The sequence below is a fragment of the Bacillus sp. JJ1474 genome (assembly GCF_036965225.1).
Taxonomy (GTDB): Bacteria; Bacillota; Bacilli; order Bacillales; family Cytobacillaceae; genus Cytobacillus.
On the sequence record NZ_JBALPC010000166.1, the window covers coordinates 17424 to 33421 of the forward strand.

The window sequence follows — 15998 nt, forward strand, 5'->3', positions numbered from 1 at the left end:
GCTCCAACCAGAAGCCCAACAACAAGTCCCGGCAGAATGTCTTTTAACCATATAGACATGGAAATGACAATGATAAATGGTAATAATGAAAGCCAAGCGTGCTCCAAAATGGTTCCTCCCCTTAGCCTGTTTCTATTTAAACGTTAGAGATATACATAAAGCCCAAGTTACTCATTCACTAAGCTAGTATTGCCAAATCCAGCTGGTGATTATTACTAATGGTTTTAAGAGGCCCCTTAAAAAAATAAAAAAACCAGCAAGGAGTTTTGGTTCTCCATTACCGATTTTTTCGTTTTATACTTTATTCTCTTACGCCAATGAAGGGCTTAAGTTGGTAATATACTAATGCCATAATTACGTCTACTAGGGTAATTCTTGGATTAAACGGACATACGTTCCGTTATTTTGCTAAAATGCTTCATTTTTACGTGATTTTTATTAATTAACGTACTCAGTGTCCGACCACACCTCCAAAATAGCGTTATTATGAAAATAATGTCCTCAGTGTCCGCAAAAAGTTAAAACTTTTGAGAACGGGTGCCTGAACTGAACAGAACAAGTAAAAAAAAACGCATGGATTTCATTATTAGCTATGCGTTTTTGGAGAAACTACTTCAATTAGATATCACGAAACACACTTTCTAAGTCATCATAACCACGATGATCCTTCAAACTAGGATTATCAGATTCAAGTGTCCACTCATCATTTTCTTGTGCTAATTCACCTTGATCATTTTTAAGATAAGGGCTATGAATATGGAACGTTTTCCCCTCTTTATTCACAGTATATCCTAGGTAGTACCGATCACCTTCACCATGTTCCTCAAAAATACCAATATCATCAATACCATATTTTTCGATATAGGATTGAAACGGCTGCTGTAATTCATTAATGATTTGTTCTCGTGGTAAAAATTCCATAGAAATTTGCTCCTTCCAATTAATCCTATACTTAATATGGCATTCTTTAGATCTTTTCATTAATAAAAGGAATGAAATTCTTCCGTAGTTGTATTTTTAGTCGTTCAGTAAATGATGAAGGATTCTTTCTCGGTTCTCAAAAAATTGTTTCATCATTCGGTAATGTCCCGTTTCTTCAAGCTGAGTTTCTTTTGCGCCATCCTCTGTAAATTCGATAATGGCAGCATTCGGATAAGACATGATGATGGGTGAATGAGTGGCAATAATGAATTGGGAATTTTGACGGACTAATTCGTGAATTCTTGCCAGCATGGATAATTGTCGCAGGGGAGATAACGCTGCTTCTGGTTCATCCATAATGTAAAGGCCGTTTCCCCCAAACCGATTCATGAAAGTTGCCCAAAAAGATTCCCCATGTGACTGTTTATGAAGTGACACGCCTCCGAAAGAATCGATAACTTTCGGGCTTGTCCCGAATTCCCTATCCATTTCCTCAATATTAGACGCTACATTATAGAAGGTTTCTGCTCGAAGAAAGAATCCATCACTAGGTTTTATAACTCCCTTCACCAACCTAATATAATTGTCTAATTCCGAATGGGAATCATAAGTAGCAAAATTGAAATTAAATGAACCGCCTTCCGGATTAAATCCAGCCGCAACCGCAATCGCTTCCAATAAAGTTGATTTCCCCATGCCATTATCACCCACAAAATAAGTTACATTCGGATGAAAGGATAGCTCATCCAGCGTTTGAATGCTAGGTAAATTAAATGGGAATTTGTTAAAGGAAGGGATATGATCACGTTTAAGTTTAATCCCTCTTAAATAATCATTTTCTATAAAATGCTCCATGCCTAATTCTCCTATGATTTGAATTTGTTTTATTTTAACAAACAATTGGAAATTATTCCTTTAAAGGATAGTAAAATGTAATAAAAGAAATCAAACATAAAAAAAGGATAAATGAAATGAAAATTTTAGCTTTAGACATTGGGGGTACTTCTATTAAGACGGGGGTATGTGATCAAAACGGGCATCTGGGTCATGTATATTAGAGTATTGCCTTTAAAAGAATGGAGATGAAACATGAAAATCATTAAAGTGAAGAATTATGAAGAGATGAGCAAAGAAGCGTCAAAATTCATTATTGAAAAAGTTCGAAAGACTCCAAAAATGAAACTGGGCTTTGCCACAGGGGAGACTCCGGAAGGGCATGGTACTTCTCTAATTGAAAACAATTTATCCCGGTTAAAAGACTATCTTGATTTTGCGGCTGATAGAATAATCATTTTGCCAGGTGAAAGCGAGGTTGAATAAATGAAAATATTAGCAATTGACATTGGGGGCACTTCAATAAAAATAGGTTTATGTAATAAGCATGGGCATTTTGAAGTGATGAAAGAATACGAAACTAAAGTTAGGAATAGTGAAGGAAACTTAGTTGAAAAACTAATTAATCTAATCTCAGAATTCCATGAATTTGATGCAATCGGGATTAGTACGGCAGGTCTAGTAAATAGTGAAGAAGGTTATATATATTCTAGTGAAAACATTCCAGATCTGTCGGGAGTAAACGTAAAGGATATTTTAGAGAAGGAATTTAGTATCCCCGTTTTAGTAGAAAACGATGTGAATGCAGCTGCCCTAGGTGAAAAGTACTTTGGTGTAGGTAAGGGCTTAAATGATTTTCTTTGTCTAACTTATGGTACCGGAATTGGCGGGGCAATTGTTCTAGAATCTAAGTTATATAAAGGGAATAAGGGGATAGCCGCTGAATTTGGCCATATGATTACGCATCCACAAGGTCATAAATGCGGATGCGGTCGTTTAGGATGCTATGAAACTTACGCATCGACTTCTGCATTAGTCAAAAAAGCAAAAAAAATAAATAAAGATTACCTAAATGGAAGAATTATTTTTGCTGAGGAAAATCAAAAAGATCCAAAACTAGCAAAAGTTATACAAGATTGGACCTTTGAAGTTGCTCTAGGCCTAACCTCCCTTATTCATATATTTGATCCCCCTGCTATTATTATTGGCGGCGGGGTAATGGAACAGGAACACCTCATTAAGAAGATTTCGATGAAAGTAAAAGAATTAATCATGGAAAATTATTCAGATGTATCAATTATAAAAGCATCTCTTGGAAATAAAGCTGGGATATATGGTGCTGCTTCATTGCACCTGAAAAGCGAAAATTGAAAAGTCAGGAACCTAACAAGGGTGTGATGAAGTGAACAACCTAGGTCGTGAAAAATTATTGTTGAAGAATATTAATATTTATTCCCAGACAGGAATAATCAACAATGGATTTATCAAATTAGAAGCTGGAAAGATAGCTGAAATTGGCGAAATGGCAGATTTAAAAAGTGTTAATGTCTATGGCTTTCAAGAACTAATTACACCTAAAAATTATACAGTGATACCGGGGCTGATTGATGTTCATATTCACGGAGTAGACGGGGCAGATTTCATGGACGGAACGAAGGAAGCCCTTGATACGATGGCAGCTGCACTTCCAAAGGAAGGAACAACTAGCTTTATTGCCACAACTATAACCCAGTCAGAGGAAGCAATTGCAAATGCATTAATCAACGCGGGAGAATATATAGAAAACCAGAATAATAGGAATCAAGCTGAAGTACTTGGCGTTCATCTTGAAGGCCCTTTTATTAATAAAAAAATGTCGGGTGCTCAGCCCGTTCAATATATTATTGAACCTAATGTAGAAATATTTAAAAAATGGCAAGAGCTAGCGAAAAATCATATTAAACTAGTTACTTTGGCCCCTGAAATTGATGGAGGAATAGAGCTTATCGGTCACTTGAAAGAAGCAGGCGTCATTGCTTCAATTGGCCACTCAGATGCTACATATGAAGTGGTTATTGGGGCAATTGAGGCCGGAGCAACTCATGCCACGCACCTTTTTAATCAGATGAGTGGATTGCATCATCGCGAGCCAGGTGTCGTAGGTGCGGTATTTTTAAGAAAGGAATTAAGAGTAGAGTTAATTGCGGATGGAATACATGTTAAACCTGAGATTGTGAAACTAGCCCATAAAATGATAGGCTCTGACCGGATTATCTTAATCACAGATTCTATGAGAGCCAAATGTTTAAAAAATGGAAGCTACGATTTAGGCGGTCAAGAAGTTACTGTACAGGATGGAAAAGCTGTATTAAGCAATGGCACCTTGGCTGGTAGTATATTGAAACTAGGACAAGCGATAAAAAATATGATGTCCTATACGGGCTGCACACTAGAGGATGTCATCCGAATGGGATCAGCTAATCCTGCAATACAATTTAATGCCTTTGATAAAAAAGGCGGCCTTGCTGTTGGGAAGGATGCTGATTTAGTCATTTTAGATGAGAATTATGATGTGTATATGACACTTTGCCATGGCACAATTGCATATAGCAAAGGCGCATCTCCTTGAAAATCATAATCAGGATTAAATTAAACGAGAGGCCATCTTTTAAGGTTTCCTACCTTACCAGATAGCCTTTTTACATTTATCCAATCCTCTTTTCCGTTTCATCATCAAAAAATTGGACCTTATTCATATCAAAAGCAAGCCTAATTCTTTCTCCGCGTTTAATATTAGCGTCTGAATCAAGACGTGCGACAAAACCTTGACCCTCTAAACTCGCATTAATCATTAATTCAGCACCAGTTAGCTCGGAACCCTCAACTTGAGTCAAAATAACGGATCCATTTTCTATGGAGGTAGAAACATGATGAATATTTTCAGGACGAACCCCAAGGATGATATTTTTACCTAAATAGCCTCTTTCACAAAGGAGTTTCATTTTTCCCTCAGGTAAAGAAAGGATAGTACTTCCTGCTCTAAATCCGCTCTCTTCAAGAACACCATTAATAAAATTCATTGCAGGAGACCCAATAAATCCTCCAACGAAAATATTTTCAGGATGATTATAAACCTCCATAGGAGTTCCGACCTGTTGAATGACTCCATCCTGCATAACAACAATTCTAGTTGCCATCGTCATGGCTTCTGTCTGGTCATGAGTCACATAAATGGTCGTCGTTTGTAATCGCTCGTGCAGTTTGATAATCTCTGAACGCATTTGAACACGCAGCTTTGCATCGAGATTAGAAAGTGGCTCGTCCATAAGAAATACCTTGGCATCACGAACAATAGCCCTCCCTAATGCAACACGCTGACATTGTCCTCCAGATAGAACGTTTGGCTTTCGATCTAAATAGGCTTGAATACCAAGAATATGGGCTGCCTCATTTACACGCCGGTCGATTTCAACTTTTGAATATTTCCGGCGCTTTAATCCAAATGCCATATTTTCATAGACGCTCAAATGGGAGTATAAAGCATAGTGCTGAAAAACCATAGCCATGTCTCGATCTTTTGGAGGGACGTCATTAACCCTTTTTCCATCTATATAGAAACTCCCGTGTGTAATCTCCTCAAGTCCAGCAATCATACGCAAAGTAGTTGATTTTCCGCACCCTGAAGGCCCAACGAAAACGATAAATTCCTTATCATAAATATCAAGACTAAAGTCCTTAACAGCAGTAAATTTCTTATTATAGACTTTGAAAATATGCTCGAGTTTTAATTCAGCCATTTTTTAAGCCCCTTTTTGTATAGATTCATGTCTATTGTAACATTTACATTTAGATCCGATTATGGAAAATGTGCGACAACTATGAATAAATAGTCATCAACGCGAAATATGGTATAATCATGGGAAAAGTGCCTAGGTAAACAACCCATCATCACAATAACCTTCTTAATATTCAGTAATACTCGATGGCGTGTGAGGATATTTTTCAGAAGGTTCTTGCATTTTAATATAATCCATTCATGCTAATTTAGCAAAAAGGGGGAGGAATCATGGCAATAGCATTTCAGAATAAAGAAGAATGGTTTAAGTTTTATGATAGCAAGGGAAATCTGATTGAGCGGAGGACTGAGATCCGTTTTGATCCGATCACCGGGGAATCATCTCGTCTTATTTATGATTCTGGATTAGTATTTACACCGCCAGACTACACAGAAATTGCTAAGCAAAATGGGGGGGCTAGATGTCCCTTTTGCCACGAAAACTTATTGAAAATGACCCCGCTCTTTCCGAAAGAAATTACTCAAAATGGGCGAATTATTAAAGGAGAAGCGGTAGGCTTTCCGAATCTGTTTCCTTATAGTAAGCATAACGGGGTTGTTATTTTCTCCGGACAGCATTATGTTCGCCTAGAAGAATTTACAACAGAGTTAATTACGAACGCATTTCTGGCTGCACAGGATTATTTAAATAGAATAATGGAGTCTGATCCTGAAGCAGGCTATGCATCTATCAATTGGAATTATTTGCCCAACTCTGGTGGGAGTGTTCTTCACCCTCATATTCAGGTTTGTGCATCAGATTCACCGACAAACTATCAAGCTCAGCTCGAGGAAAAAACAAAAGACTACGAAGGCAATAAGGATGTATTTACCAATCTTTATGAAACGGAAAAGGCAATTAGAGAAAGATGGATCGGAGAAAAAGGAAATGTAGCTTGGATGCATGCCTACGCTCCGAAAGGTCAAAATGATTTTGTCGCTATATTTCCCGAAAAATATTCAATAAATGATCTCAATGATCAGGATTGGACAGATTTCGCAGTTGGATTGAAGGCAATCTTCCAAACGCTGATAGAACAAGGATTTGCAAGCTTTAACTTGGCGTTAAATATTTCGTTAAATGAGGATTTAAAGCAAGCTATTCATGTCCGTCTTATACCGCGTTTCACTATTGGCATGATGGACACGAGCGACATAAATTTCTATCAGGCCCTCCACCAAGAACCACTTACATACAAAGTCCCAGAAGAGGTAGCATCAAAAGCCCGTGAATTTTTTAATAAAATTAAAGACTAATACAAAAAGCATGAATTCGAACGGGTAAAAGCCCAAATGATTCATGCTTCTTTTAGTCTGTTAAGCAGACGGGGAGGAGATTGTCGATTTTTAGCGAAAAGAGGTATAATAAGTATTATTATTTATTGTGAGGAACTCAGATGAACAAAGTGAAAGTAGATTATTTACTGCAAAATGAGGAAAAGCGGGCACTTTCTGCCTATTTACTATCCTTTTATATCACCTTAGCTTTGTATGATATTTTTTATTATTATCTTTATCCAAAGTTTATTTCGAACACCGAACCTGGGCTAATCGGCCCATTAAGCTATTGGAATTATGTAATCTTTATTAGCTTAATCCCTGTTTCGTATCTGCTGATGAAAAGAAATAGGCTTCATATCATTAAGTACTTATATATTCTCGTTTATTTGGGAATCACGGCATTAAGTGATATTATCATGTTTTTGGGGGACCCTGGCGAGTATAGAAGCGGAAATGCGGCTGAGCTAATCTTGCTTTTATTTTCTCCGATATTTATTAATCAACGTTTTTATTGGATGGTGGTAGGCGTATCGTTATGCAGATATTTAATAGTGGGAATTTTCATTAAATCGGCTACTGTTGTCACTCCGATGGCCATTATTAGTACTTTATCTGTTATCGCCTACATATTCCTGAAACGCTTTTTATCCTATATTCGTGCATTGACTTCCATGCACGAGGAAATGCGGCATAAGGAAAAGCTCGCATTTATTGGCCAAATGGCAGCCTCAATTGGACATGAAATAAGAAATCCCTTAGCTTCATTAAAAGGCTTTACTCAGCTGCAAAGTGAAAAGTACGAAGATGACCAACAGTATTTTTCCATTATGGATCAAGAAATAGACAGAATTAATTCGATTGTTAATGATTTATTGGTGCTTGGCAAACCGCGATCTCCTCACTTTCAATTGAAAAATATAAATGAAACTCTTTCCTATGTAATATCTATAAATCAGCAGCTGGCCCGCCAAAAAGGGATAGCGCTTACATTAGAGTTTGACGAGAATATTCCTTTAGTTGTTTGTGATGAGAATCAGTTAAAGCAAGCATTTATTAATCTTATTAAAAATGGTATTGATTCTATGCATAATGGTGGTCAGCTAAAGGTTATTTCTTCATTTCAGGCAAGCAAGACATTGTCTATTTGCTTTATTGATCAAGGGTGTGGAATTAATCAATCTGATATGGAAAATCTATTCGCCCCATTTTATACAACAAAAATTGATGGTACCGGTTTAGGGCTGATCGTGACCAAAAAAATAGTAGAAGATCATCAAGGTCAATTAAAGATCGAAAGTGAAATGAACAAGGGAACTAAGGTAGAAGTGATTATACCGATTGAACAATAAGCAGTCGAAGGAGAGTTTAGTGTAAGGATTTTATTCCAAACTTTCTTCTCCTATATTAAAAGCCAGTGCATGGATTTTACTATTCCCCTGCACAGGCTTTAAGGTTTAAACCCTTTTAGTTGGCTGACTACTATATAAAATAAACAGCAAAATGAGCATCACAATGTCTAACCGAGCATTGGCTGCAAATTGAAAAAATCCAGTATGCAAGGTTGGAATCTTAGTTAAAATAATAGCGACAATCATGATGCCAATTAAGGGCAATGTTGCATTTGCTGCACTTCTATTTAATAAAATTAAGACCCCGCAGATTAATTCCACTATGGCAACGATATACATCACTGAAATCGGATAAGGCAGTCCTAAGTTTGCAAAATAAGTCCCCATCTCAGGATTTATAAATTTTATTATTCCAGCGATGATGAATACGTAGGCCACAGCATATCGAATTAATTGGTCCGTTGAAATGGATGTTTTAATGGCCAACCCCTCCTTTATACAACTGTATGCAGTTTAAAGGACAAACAGTCTCAGAAAATCAAAAGACCCCTTTTAGTCACAAAATTGTTGGAAGATGAACCGTAGGGTTTGGAGGACTAAGTATGGTACACTTTTTATAATCAGGTTTAAAAACAGGGGTGTCAAAATTGAAAACAGTATTAGTCATTGGCGGGGGAATCACTGGATTATCTGCCATATATGAGTTACATAAATGGAAAAAAGCCAATCAATCTGATGTTAGGCTTATTCTTGCAGAGGCTTCTCCAGAGCTCGGAGGGAAAATTCGCACGGTTAAAGATCGTGGCTTTATTATGGAGGCGGGAGCTGACTCGATTGTCTCCCGTAAAGTCAATACGATGACATTTATTAAAGAACTTGGATTAGAAGATGAAGTTGTCTATAATGCCTCCGGACGGTCATTTATTTATACCGAGAATGAACTTAAGCAGATTCCTGCTGATGCAGTGTTTGGAATTCCGACAAGTGTTGAGTCCTTAGCAAAGACTACGCTTGTGTCTGCTGATGGAAAAGTAGAAGCACTGAAGGATTTATATACAAAAAACGATACATTTACAAAAAATGATTCCATTGGTGATTTCCTAGAATATTTCCTAGGGAAGGAATTAGTTGAAAAACAAATAGCACCTGTACTATCAGGTGTATATTCAGGAAAATTAAGCGACCTCACAATCGGCTCAACTCTTCCATATGTTTTGGATTACAAAAAGGAATACGGCAGCATTATAAAAGGGTTTGAAGCTAATAAGGAAAAATTTCAAAGTGGCGGAGGAAAGAAGTTTTTTTCCTTTAAAAGCGGCTTAGGGAAGCTTATTGATGCTTACGAGGAAAAACTCGGTGATGCTGAAATATTAAAAAACACAAAGATAAATAAAATAGAGAAAAGCGGCGAGCGATATCAAGTCATATTGCATAATCAAGAAATAATTGAAGCAGATTATGTTGTTCTTAGTATACCTAGTAATGAGGCTGGGAAGTTATTTAATGATTCAGAGCTGGAAAAGAGCTTTTCCCAATTTAGAAATAGCTCTCTCATTAGCATGTATGTTGGCTTTGATGTTCCAGACAGTATTCTTCCTGAAGATGGAACAGGGTTTATTACTTCGGAAAGTCATGATGTACTATGTAATGCCTGTACATGGACTAGCCGGAAGTGGGAGCACACATCTCAAACGAAAAATTTGCTCGTCAGACTTTTTTATAAAAGCAGTATTCATTCATTCTCATCTTTATCAGAAATGAACAAAGACCAACTTCTGCAGACAGCTCTTTCGGATATTCACAAAAGCTTAGGGATCACAGCTGAGCCTGTCAGTTGCGAGATTACAAAATGGACAGACAGTATGCCGAATTATTTAATCAGCCACCCGCATACAGTAGAAAATTTAGAGGAAAAACTGTCAGCATTCTATCCAGGAATCATGCTTGCAGGCTGTTCTTATTACGGTGTGGGTATTCCAGATTGCATTGAAAATGGGGCAAATATAGCAGAGAAAATTATTTGTAAACTTCAATAAGATGGGTTTTTTAATAAGAACAGCCTTGGCAGCTGTTCTTTTTTGACATACAAAGACGATCTTTCTATTTGAAAAAGTATTTATGTAAAGGAATTAATGCTCTGTCCGAACAAAGCACAAATTGACAGGATTCCATTTCCTGCTTTTGCTAATATGAAATCAAGGGAGTGAGACAATGGCTTGGATTGAATCTATACAAAAGGCGATAGACTATATGGAGGATCATTTGCATGAGGATATAACAATTGAAGAGATAGCTAAACAAGCAAATGCCTCGGCATTTCATTTTCAGCGAACCTTTACGGTCTTAACAGATATATCTGTTGGTGAATATCTAAGGCGAAGGCGACTAACTTTAGCTGCACAGGAGCTATCTAGAACAAACTGCAAAATTATTGATCTAGCCTATAAATATGGCTATGACACTCCCGAGGCTTTCACAAAGGCATTTCGCCGACAGCATGGTGTTTCACCAACTGAAGCGCGAAAATATATGGGAAAGCTGAAATTCTATGAACGCCTGATCATACAGGTAATTCTGAAAGGAGCAGAACCGATGAAGTATAATGTATTAGAAAGAGATGGTTTTCAGGTGGTTGGCATTAAGAGGGAGTTTTCCATTGTCAATGGGGAAAATTTGATAGGCATTCCTAAACTGTGGGATGAGGTTCTTAATGATGGAACATGTGAAAAGGTAGCACGTCTGAACAATGGGCAAATCAAAGGTGTGCTAGGTGTGTGTGCTGATAATAAAGGAGATGGGCCATCTGGGGCAATTGATTATTGGGTGGCAGCCGAACACGATGGAAGTGCACCTGAAGGATTTTTAACATTGGATATTCCAGCTGCCAAATGGGTTGTATTTGAAGTACATGGACCGATGCCTGAGGCGATGCAGAAGACATGGAAGAAAATCTACTCGGAGTGGTTCCCTACAAGCGGCTATGAGCATGCAGAAAATGTACCACAATTAGAAGTATATCCTGATGATGACGCATCTAGTTCTGATTATTATTCGGAAATCTGGATTCCAGTAAAATAGGGGCATAAGAGCAGGAAGCTATTCACATTTATGAAAAGCTCCTGCTCTTATTTTTAAGTATTTTATGCATGACTAATAGAATAATAATTGATTAAATCCTCTAACACTCCATCTAAATCAGCAAAGGTGAATCCAAGCTCTTCTGCCTTTCTTGTATTAATAGACCAAGAGCCTTCAAAAGAATAAGGAGAGGCATTTTCCTTTGTTAGTTTATCCGTAATTTTTGCCTTTAGATTTAATTGCGACTCGATTTTTCCTAGCAGTTCCTTAAGTGAAATATCCTTTTTACAGCCAGGATTGATAGAGCCAGTGAAAGAGGATGCACCTATATCATATAAAAATTGGGCAGCATCATCAGATAAGATAAAACTATATCTGGCTTCAGGATTGGAAAGGCCGATTTCTTCATCTTTAATGATTTTATCTATATGGAACTTTAATCTGTTTGTAAAGTCGTCCTTGCCGATAACGATTGGAAAACGGACAGCTGAGACCTCGATTTCATTCTGAGAGAATAATAGAGCCTCTGCTGAACGCTTTGCTTCTTGATAGCCGGAATATCCACTATATTCTTCTCTCGGCCGTAGCTCATAAAGAAACTCGTATGGATTAAAATTCTCTTCCCTATGATTAATCCCAAAATCATAGACTGCCTGAGTAGATGTGAAAATGTATCTTCTCACTTTTCCTGTTAAGGCTTCCAATATATATTGTACCTCCAGCGGGGATTGGCATGTTTGGTCATAGACAATATCCCATTGACGACCCGCAAGTGCATAGTCAATCGACTCTTTATTTCGCCTATCCAATTTTAATCTTTCCACCTGATCTCCAAATGGGTCCGGTGTTATTCCTCTTGTGGCAACTGTAACCTTATCGCCATTCTGCAATAGCTTCATAACTAATTTCTTTCCGAAAAACTGGGTTCCTCCTAATACTAGAACTCTTCTATTCAAGTAGCTTCCTCTTTTCTATTATGGATAATAATAAATACTAGATATAATGGAAAATTCCTGCATTTATGATAGTTCAATTTTAAGCAATGGTGGAAGGAGCTTTCTTATGCTCGTGTGTGTTTATTTTTTCCTGTAAAACATATAAATTTCGTCCGGCTCCAATTCCAGCTATCGTGTAAATAACCGTAATGATAACAAGCAGAATTAACGGGATCGTCCAAGTATGAAAGAAATCAAATATGAAACCAATCATAAATGGTCCAAGTGCTGCTAATAAATACCCAACGGATTGCGCCATCCCAGAAAGATCAGAGGCTTGCTTTGCATTTGCCGCCCGCAGCCCAATAAGAGTTAGACCGTGGCTAATAGCTGCTCCAAGGGATATTCCAAGCATAATAATACAACAGATAATAAGGGCTTTATTCGTGACAAACATTAATCCGAATAAACCAGTTAAGCATAGGAGGCCAATGCCTAAGGCAATACTTTTTTGGTTTGGAAGCCAATCAGCAAGAATAGGAATAATGATGTTTGCAGGCAACCCAGAAAATTGGAATATAGTAAGCATCCAGCCTGCAATAGCAATATTAAATCCTTGAGTATGCAGAATTTCTGGAAGCCAGGCGGTTATACTGAAATAAACCATTGATTGCAATCCCATAAAGAGGGTTACCTGCCATGCTATAGATGAAAACCAAATGCGCGAGCCGGTTTGTTTTTGTTTAGGTCTATCGAAGGTTATATCTTTCACTTTAAGTTGAGGCAGCCAAAAGCCGATAGCGATTAAAATGATTAGTGCCCATATTCCAAGGGATATTCTCCAGCCTAAGCCAAGCGAATCGGCAAGCGGGATGCTAAGACCGGGTGCTAAACCAGCAAAAACTCCCATTGAGAGAGTATAAATACCTGTTAAAAGCCCGACTTTTCTTGGAAAGGATTGTTTAACAATTCCAGGTAACAGTACATTGCAAACGGCAATTCCTAAGCCAATCAAGATTGTTCCAGAAAACAGGAGAGAAAGTGTGCCGGCAGAGCGAATCATAATTCCTGAACCTAAAATACATAATCCAATCATAACACTCATTTCATTTCCAAGCCTTCTTGCGATTTTGGGTACAAAAGGCGAAATCAGTCCGAAGGCAATGAGCGGCAAGGTAGTTAGCAGTCCTGCTATCCCATTAGAAATTCCTGTTTCATCCCGGATGTGCCCTGTTAAAGGGCCAATCGAGGTAATCGCAGGTCTTAGAGTAAATGCAACGAAAATAATACCAATCATCAGCAACGTATTTTTATTTCTTATTTGAATATTTTGCATGGATATTAATTCCCCCAGTATTCAGAACAAAATAGATTCTTCATGGTGTTTCTATTCAATTGTTGAAAAATCAGAAGGAGAATCTTTCATATTCGCATTATTATAATGAATATTCAGAATTTTGTACAGAGAGGAATGTAAAAAAGTACCTGTCCTGAAATCATTTGCAATAGGGCAATGGACAGGCACTCATATGATTATCGAATGTTTGAGAACAGAATAACTGCAGCCTATTCGTTATTAGAAAAATTCTCATGCAGATGGCAGGCTAATAATATTTGTAAATAGTCATCTGGATCATTGAAATCAAGCTGGAGCAGTTCCTCAATCCTTTTTATGCGATGATAGAGTGTGTTTTTATGAACATGCAGCCTTTCAGACGTTTCGATTATCGATTTGTTCAGTCTTATATAGGTGAAAAGTGTTTTTTCTAAATCATTGCTTTGTGCTCTTTCCGATCGCAATGGAGCCAAAATATCATTGGCAAATTGCTCAATTTCCGGGGAAGGCTGTGCGAGAAATAGTCGATTGATCCCCATCTTTTTGTAATTCATGACTCCTGTTTTATGCCGGGTGATTAAATAAGCAAGTGATTTTTTTGCCTCGTCATAGCATTTCGAAATGGCGTGCATTCCCTTATAAGAGGAACTAAGACCGGCGTAAAGAGGGATGTTTTCTTGGTTTCCCCATTTCAATAATAAGGAATCGAACATCGATGCCAATTCATCAAGTTCACTTGGGTGATTTGTGGAAAAGAGAATCGTGACTTTATTATGAAATCCATATACGAGTGTTCCTTTTTCAGGGATTCTCCGTTTTATTCTAGAAATGAGACGATGAATAACTGCCTCTAATATTTGCAGGTCTGTGTATGAAACAATTTCCAGCAAAAGTACGGAGAAGTATGAATTAGTATTTAAACCTAATGCCTCCCCAATTTCCTCCAAAATGACTGGATCTTTATTGTTCAGCAGGTCATTGAAGACTTCTTTTGTTTTTTTATAATAAACCTCTGCCTGGGTTTTTTGCTTTGTTAGCTCTAGTGCCAGAACAGAGCTTGCTTGTTCAATGGTCATTTTGTCTTGGGATGAAATCGGTTTTAGAAACGGGATAATAAAACAGCCTAGGGAAACGCGGTCCGTTAATATCGGATATACATAATATTTCATTTCCTTCTCATCATTAATATCTATATAAAATGGTTTTGTCTTAGACCTGAGGATTTCAGCAAACTCGTCATTGCTTAAATATGGATAATGAATTGTTATTTTCGGAAAAAGCTCGGAGTCTAAATTATCAAAAAAGAAAACCTCACTGCCCATCATTCGATTTAATTCCCTGATGATGTACTCTACACTTTTATTTTGCAAGGAGAGACGAGTTAAGTTTTCATGAATCTCTGCTCTCCTTAATAGGAGTCTATTTTTTTCCTCTAAGCGTTTTGTTAATTCTGTGATTTCTTCTAATTGAGCATTTTTTTCCTGATAAAGTCTTGCGTTTTGAATGGCAATTGCTGCTTGCGCCCCGAAGCCCTCTAATAATCGAAGATCGTCCTCTGTCAATTTTCCTTCCGCTTCGTATTGATGAACAGTCATGACACCTATTGGCTCGTTATCTAATTTTAGAGGGACTGAAATGAGGGATCTTAATTTAGAATGATCACTAGCGTTTTGAATATTAGTGAAGTTCCTCTTCGAAAGAGTTTCCATTCCTTCGTAGATTTCGGATTTTGAGTAATAGATTACAGGATTTCCATCGCGATATACTCTTCCTGTAATGGATTCCCCGAATTTTACTCTGATTGCTTGCAGCTTATTATTAAATCCAATTGCTGATTTTACCGTTAAATCCTTTGTTCGATCATTGGCTAATTGTACATAGCCAGCATCTGCAGCAGGAATGACGCTCAGGGCTTGATTAACAATCTTATCAAGAACCTCGTCAAGCTTTAGGGAGGCAGTGATTGAAAGGGTGCTCTCTATCATACTTGTTAGCTCAATCTCTTTTGCGCATATTTTATTTTCTAGACCAACTACAGAAAAAAGGATATAAAGTTCATCAAGCTCAAATCTAGACAAGTGGATGGCGGAATTAGAAAGTTGAAAATGGACCTGATCATTTTCTGAGTAGAAAAATGTGTAAAGGATATGATTAGTACTCGGCTGAACGTGGTACTTTTTTACTGAGTGATATGCTAATAAGGGAATATCAATATCTGTCATATCACCATGAGAATATAGGAGTTGGGCCCTTTGGTTTGTTTTTTTGAAATAATATAGTTTGAAAGAAATATGATTAAATTTATTTTGAAGTAAAGTAAATAGCTGTTGTTTTATCAAATAAAATCACTCCTTATGGACTATTATACAATAATTAGACCTTAACATTGTACAAATGAACATTGAATTAATTTTCAGATATTTTATTATATTCCATATAGAAAAACAACT

The 15998-nt window shown here is 37.3% G+C and carries 14 protein-coding genes; 7 read left to right on the top strand and 7 right to left on the bottom strand.

Going from position 1 to position 15998, the window contains the following annotated elements; translation table 11 throughout:
• Window positions 1–618: 618 nt before the first annotated feature.
• Window positions 619–921 (bottom strand): DUF5634 family protein, encoded by a 303-nt coding sequence (locus tag V7164_RS18740; RefSeq protein ID WP_335354873.1) that lies wholly within the window; start codon window positions 919–921, stop codon window positions 619–621.
• A 96-nt stretch (window positions 922–1017) separates the two neighbouring features.
• A complete protein-coding gene (locus tag V7164_RS18745; protein WP_335354874.1) occupies window positions 1018–1776 on the bottom strand; it encodes an AAA family ATPase in 759 nt (252 codons plus the stop codon).
• 234 nt (window positions 1777–2010) lie between these two features.
• On the opposite strand from V7164_RS18745, the gene V7164_RS18750 reads away from it, so the two are divergent.
• From V7164_RS18750 to nagA, 3 genes are read left to right on the top strand one after another with little or no spacing between them, the layout of a single operon-like run.
• A complete protein-coding gene (locus V7164_RS18750; RefSeq protein ID WP_335354875.1) occupies window positions 2011–2241 on the top strand; it encodes a hypothetical protein in 231 nt (76 codons plus the stop codon).
• On the top strand, window positions 2242–3126 hold the full coding sequence (locus V7164_RS18755; RefSeq protein ID WP_335354876.1) for an ROK family protein: 885 nt from the start codon (window positions 2242–2244) through the stop codon (window positions 3124–3126). It abuts the gene before it with no gap.
• Between the two features lie 31 nt (window positions 3127–3157).
• Complete coding sequence (gene nagA / locus V7164_RS18760) at window positions 3158–4363, top strand: N-acetylglucosamine-6-phosphate deacetylase (protein ID WP_335354877.1); 1206 nt, start codon at window positions 3158–3160, stop codon at window positions 4361–4363.
• A gap of 76 nt (window positions 4364–4439) precedes the next feature.
• Here the strand turns inward: nagA and V7164_RS18765 are convergent, their stop codons facing one another.
• On the bottom strand, window positions 4440–5531 hold the full coding sequence (locus V7164_RS18765) for an ABC transporter ATP-binding protein (RefSeq protein WP_335354878.1): 1092 nt from the start codon (window positions 5529–5531) through the stop codon (window positions 4440–4442).
• A gap of 269 nt (window positions 5532–5800) precedes the next feature.
• Here V7164_RS18765 and V7164_RS18770 point away from each other — a divergent pair, with 269 nt between their 5' ends.
• Together V7164_RS18770 and V7164_RS18775 are read left to right on the top strand one after the other, a co-directional pair.
• Window positions 5801–6826 carry a hypothetical protein gene (locus V7164_RS18770; protein ID WP_335354879.1) on the top strand — a complete coding sequence of 342 codons (1026 nt, stop codon included), beginning with the start codon at window positions 5801–5803 and terminating at the stop codon, window positions 6824–6826.
• 140 nt (window positions 6827–6966) lie between these two features.
• Entirely contained in the window at window positions 6967–8199 is a 1233-nt protein-coding gene (locus V7164_RS18775; protein ID WP_335354880.1) for an ATP-binding protein, read from the top strand.
• Window positions 8200–8304: 105 nt separating this feature from the next.
• Here the strand turns inward: V7164_RS18775 and V7164_RS18780 are convergent, their stop codons facing one another.
• The gene (locus tag V7164_RS18780) at window positions 8305–8685 is read right to left on the bottom strand and encodes a DoxX family protein (RefSeq protein ID WP_335354881.1); all 381 of its coding nucleotides are present in this window, start codon (window positions 8683–8685) and stop codon (window positions 8305–8307) included.
• A 161-nt stretch (window positions 8686–8846) separates the two neighbouring features.
• Here V7164_RS18780 and hemG point away from each other — a divergent pair, with 161 nt between their 5' ends.
• On the top strand, window positions 8847–10235 hold the full coding sequence (gene hemG / locus V7164_RS18785; protein ID WP_335354882.1) for a protoporphyrinogen oxidase: 1389 nt from the start codon (window positions 8847–8849) through the stop codon (window positions 10233–10235).
• A gap of 175 nt (window positions 10236–10410) precedes the next feature.
• Complete coding sequence (locus V7164_RS18790) at window positions 10411–11277, top strand: AraC family transcriptional regulator (RefSeq protein WP_335354883.1); 867 nt, start codon at window positions 10411–10413, stop codon at window positions 11275–11277.
• Window positions 11278–11339: 62 nt separating this feature from the next.
• Here the strand turns inward: V7164_RS18790 and V7164_RS18795 are convergent, their stop codons facing one another.
• The 3 genes from V7164_RS18795 to V7164_RS18805 form a co-directional block, all read right to left on the bottom strand.
• Window positions 11340–12233 (bottom strand): NAD-dependent epimerase/dehydratase family protein, encoded by an 894-nt coding sequence (locus tag V7164_RS18795; protein WP_335354884.1) that lies wholly within the window; start codon window positions 12231–12233, stop codon window positions 11340–11342.
• Window positions 12234–12312: 79 nt separating this feature from the next.
• Window positions 12313–13548, bottom strand: a complete 1236-nt coding sequence (locus V7164_RS18800) for a CynX/NimT family MFS transporter (RefSeq protein WP_335354885.1) — start codon at window positions 13546–13548, stop codon at window positions 12313–12315.
• A gap of 230 nt (window positions 13549–13778) precedes the next feature.
• Entirely contained in the window at window positions 13779–15887 is a 2109-nt protein-coding gene (locus V7164_RS18805) for a helix-turn-helix domain-containing protein (RefSeq protein WP_335354886.1), read from the bottom strand.
• Window positions 15888–15998: the final 111 nt, after the last annotated feature.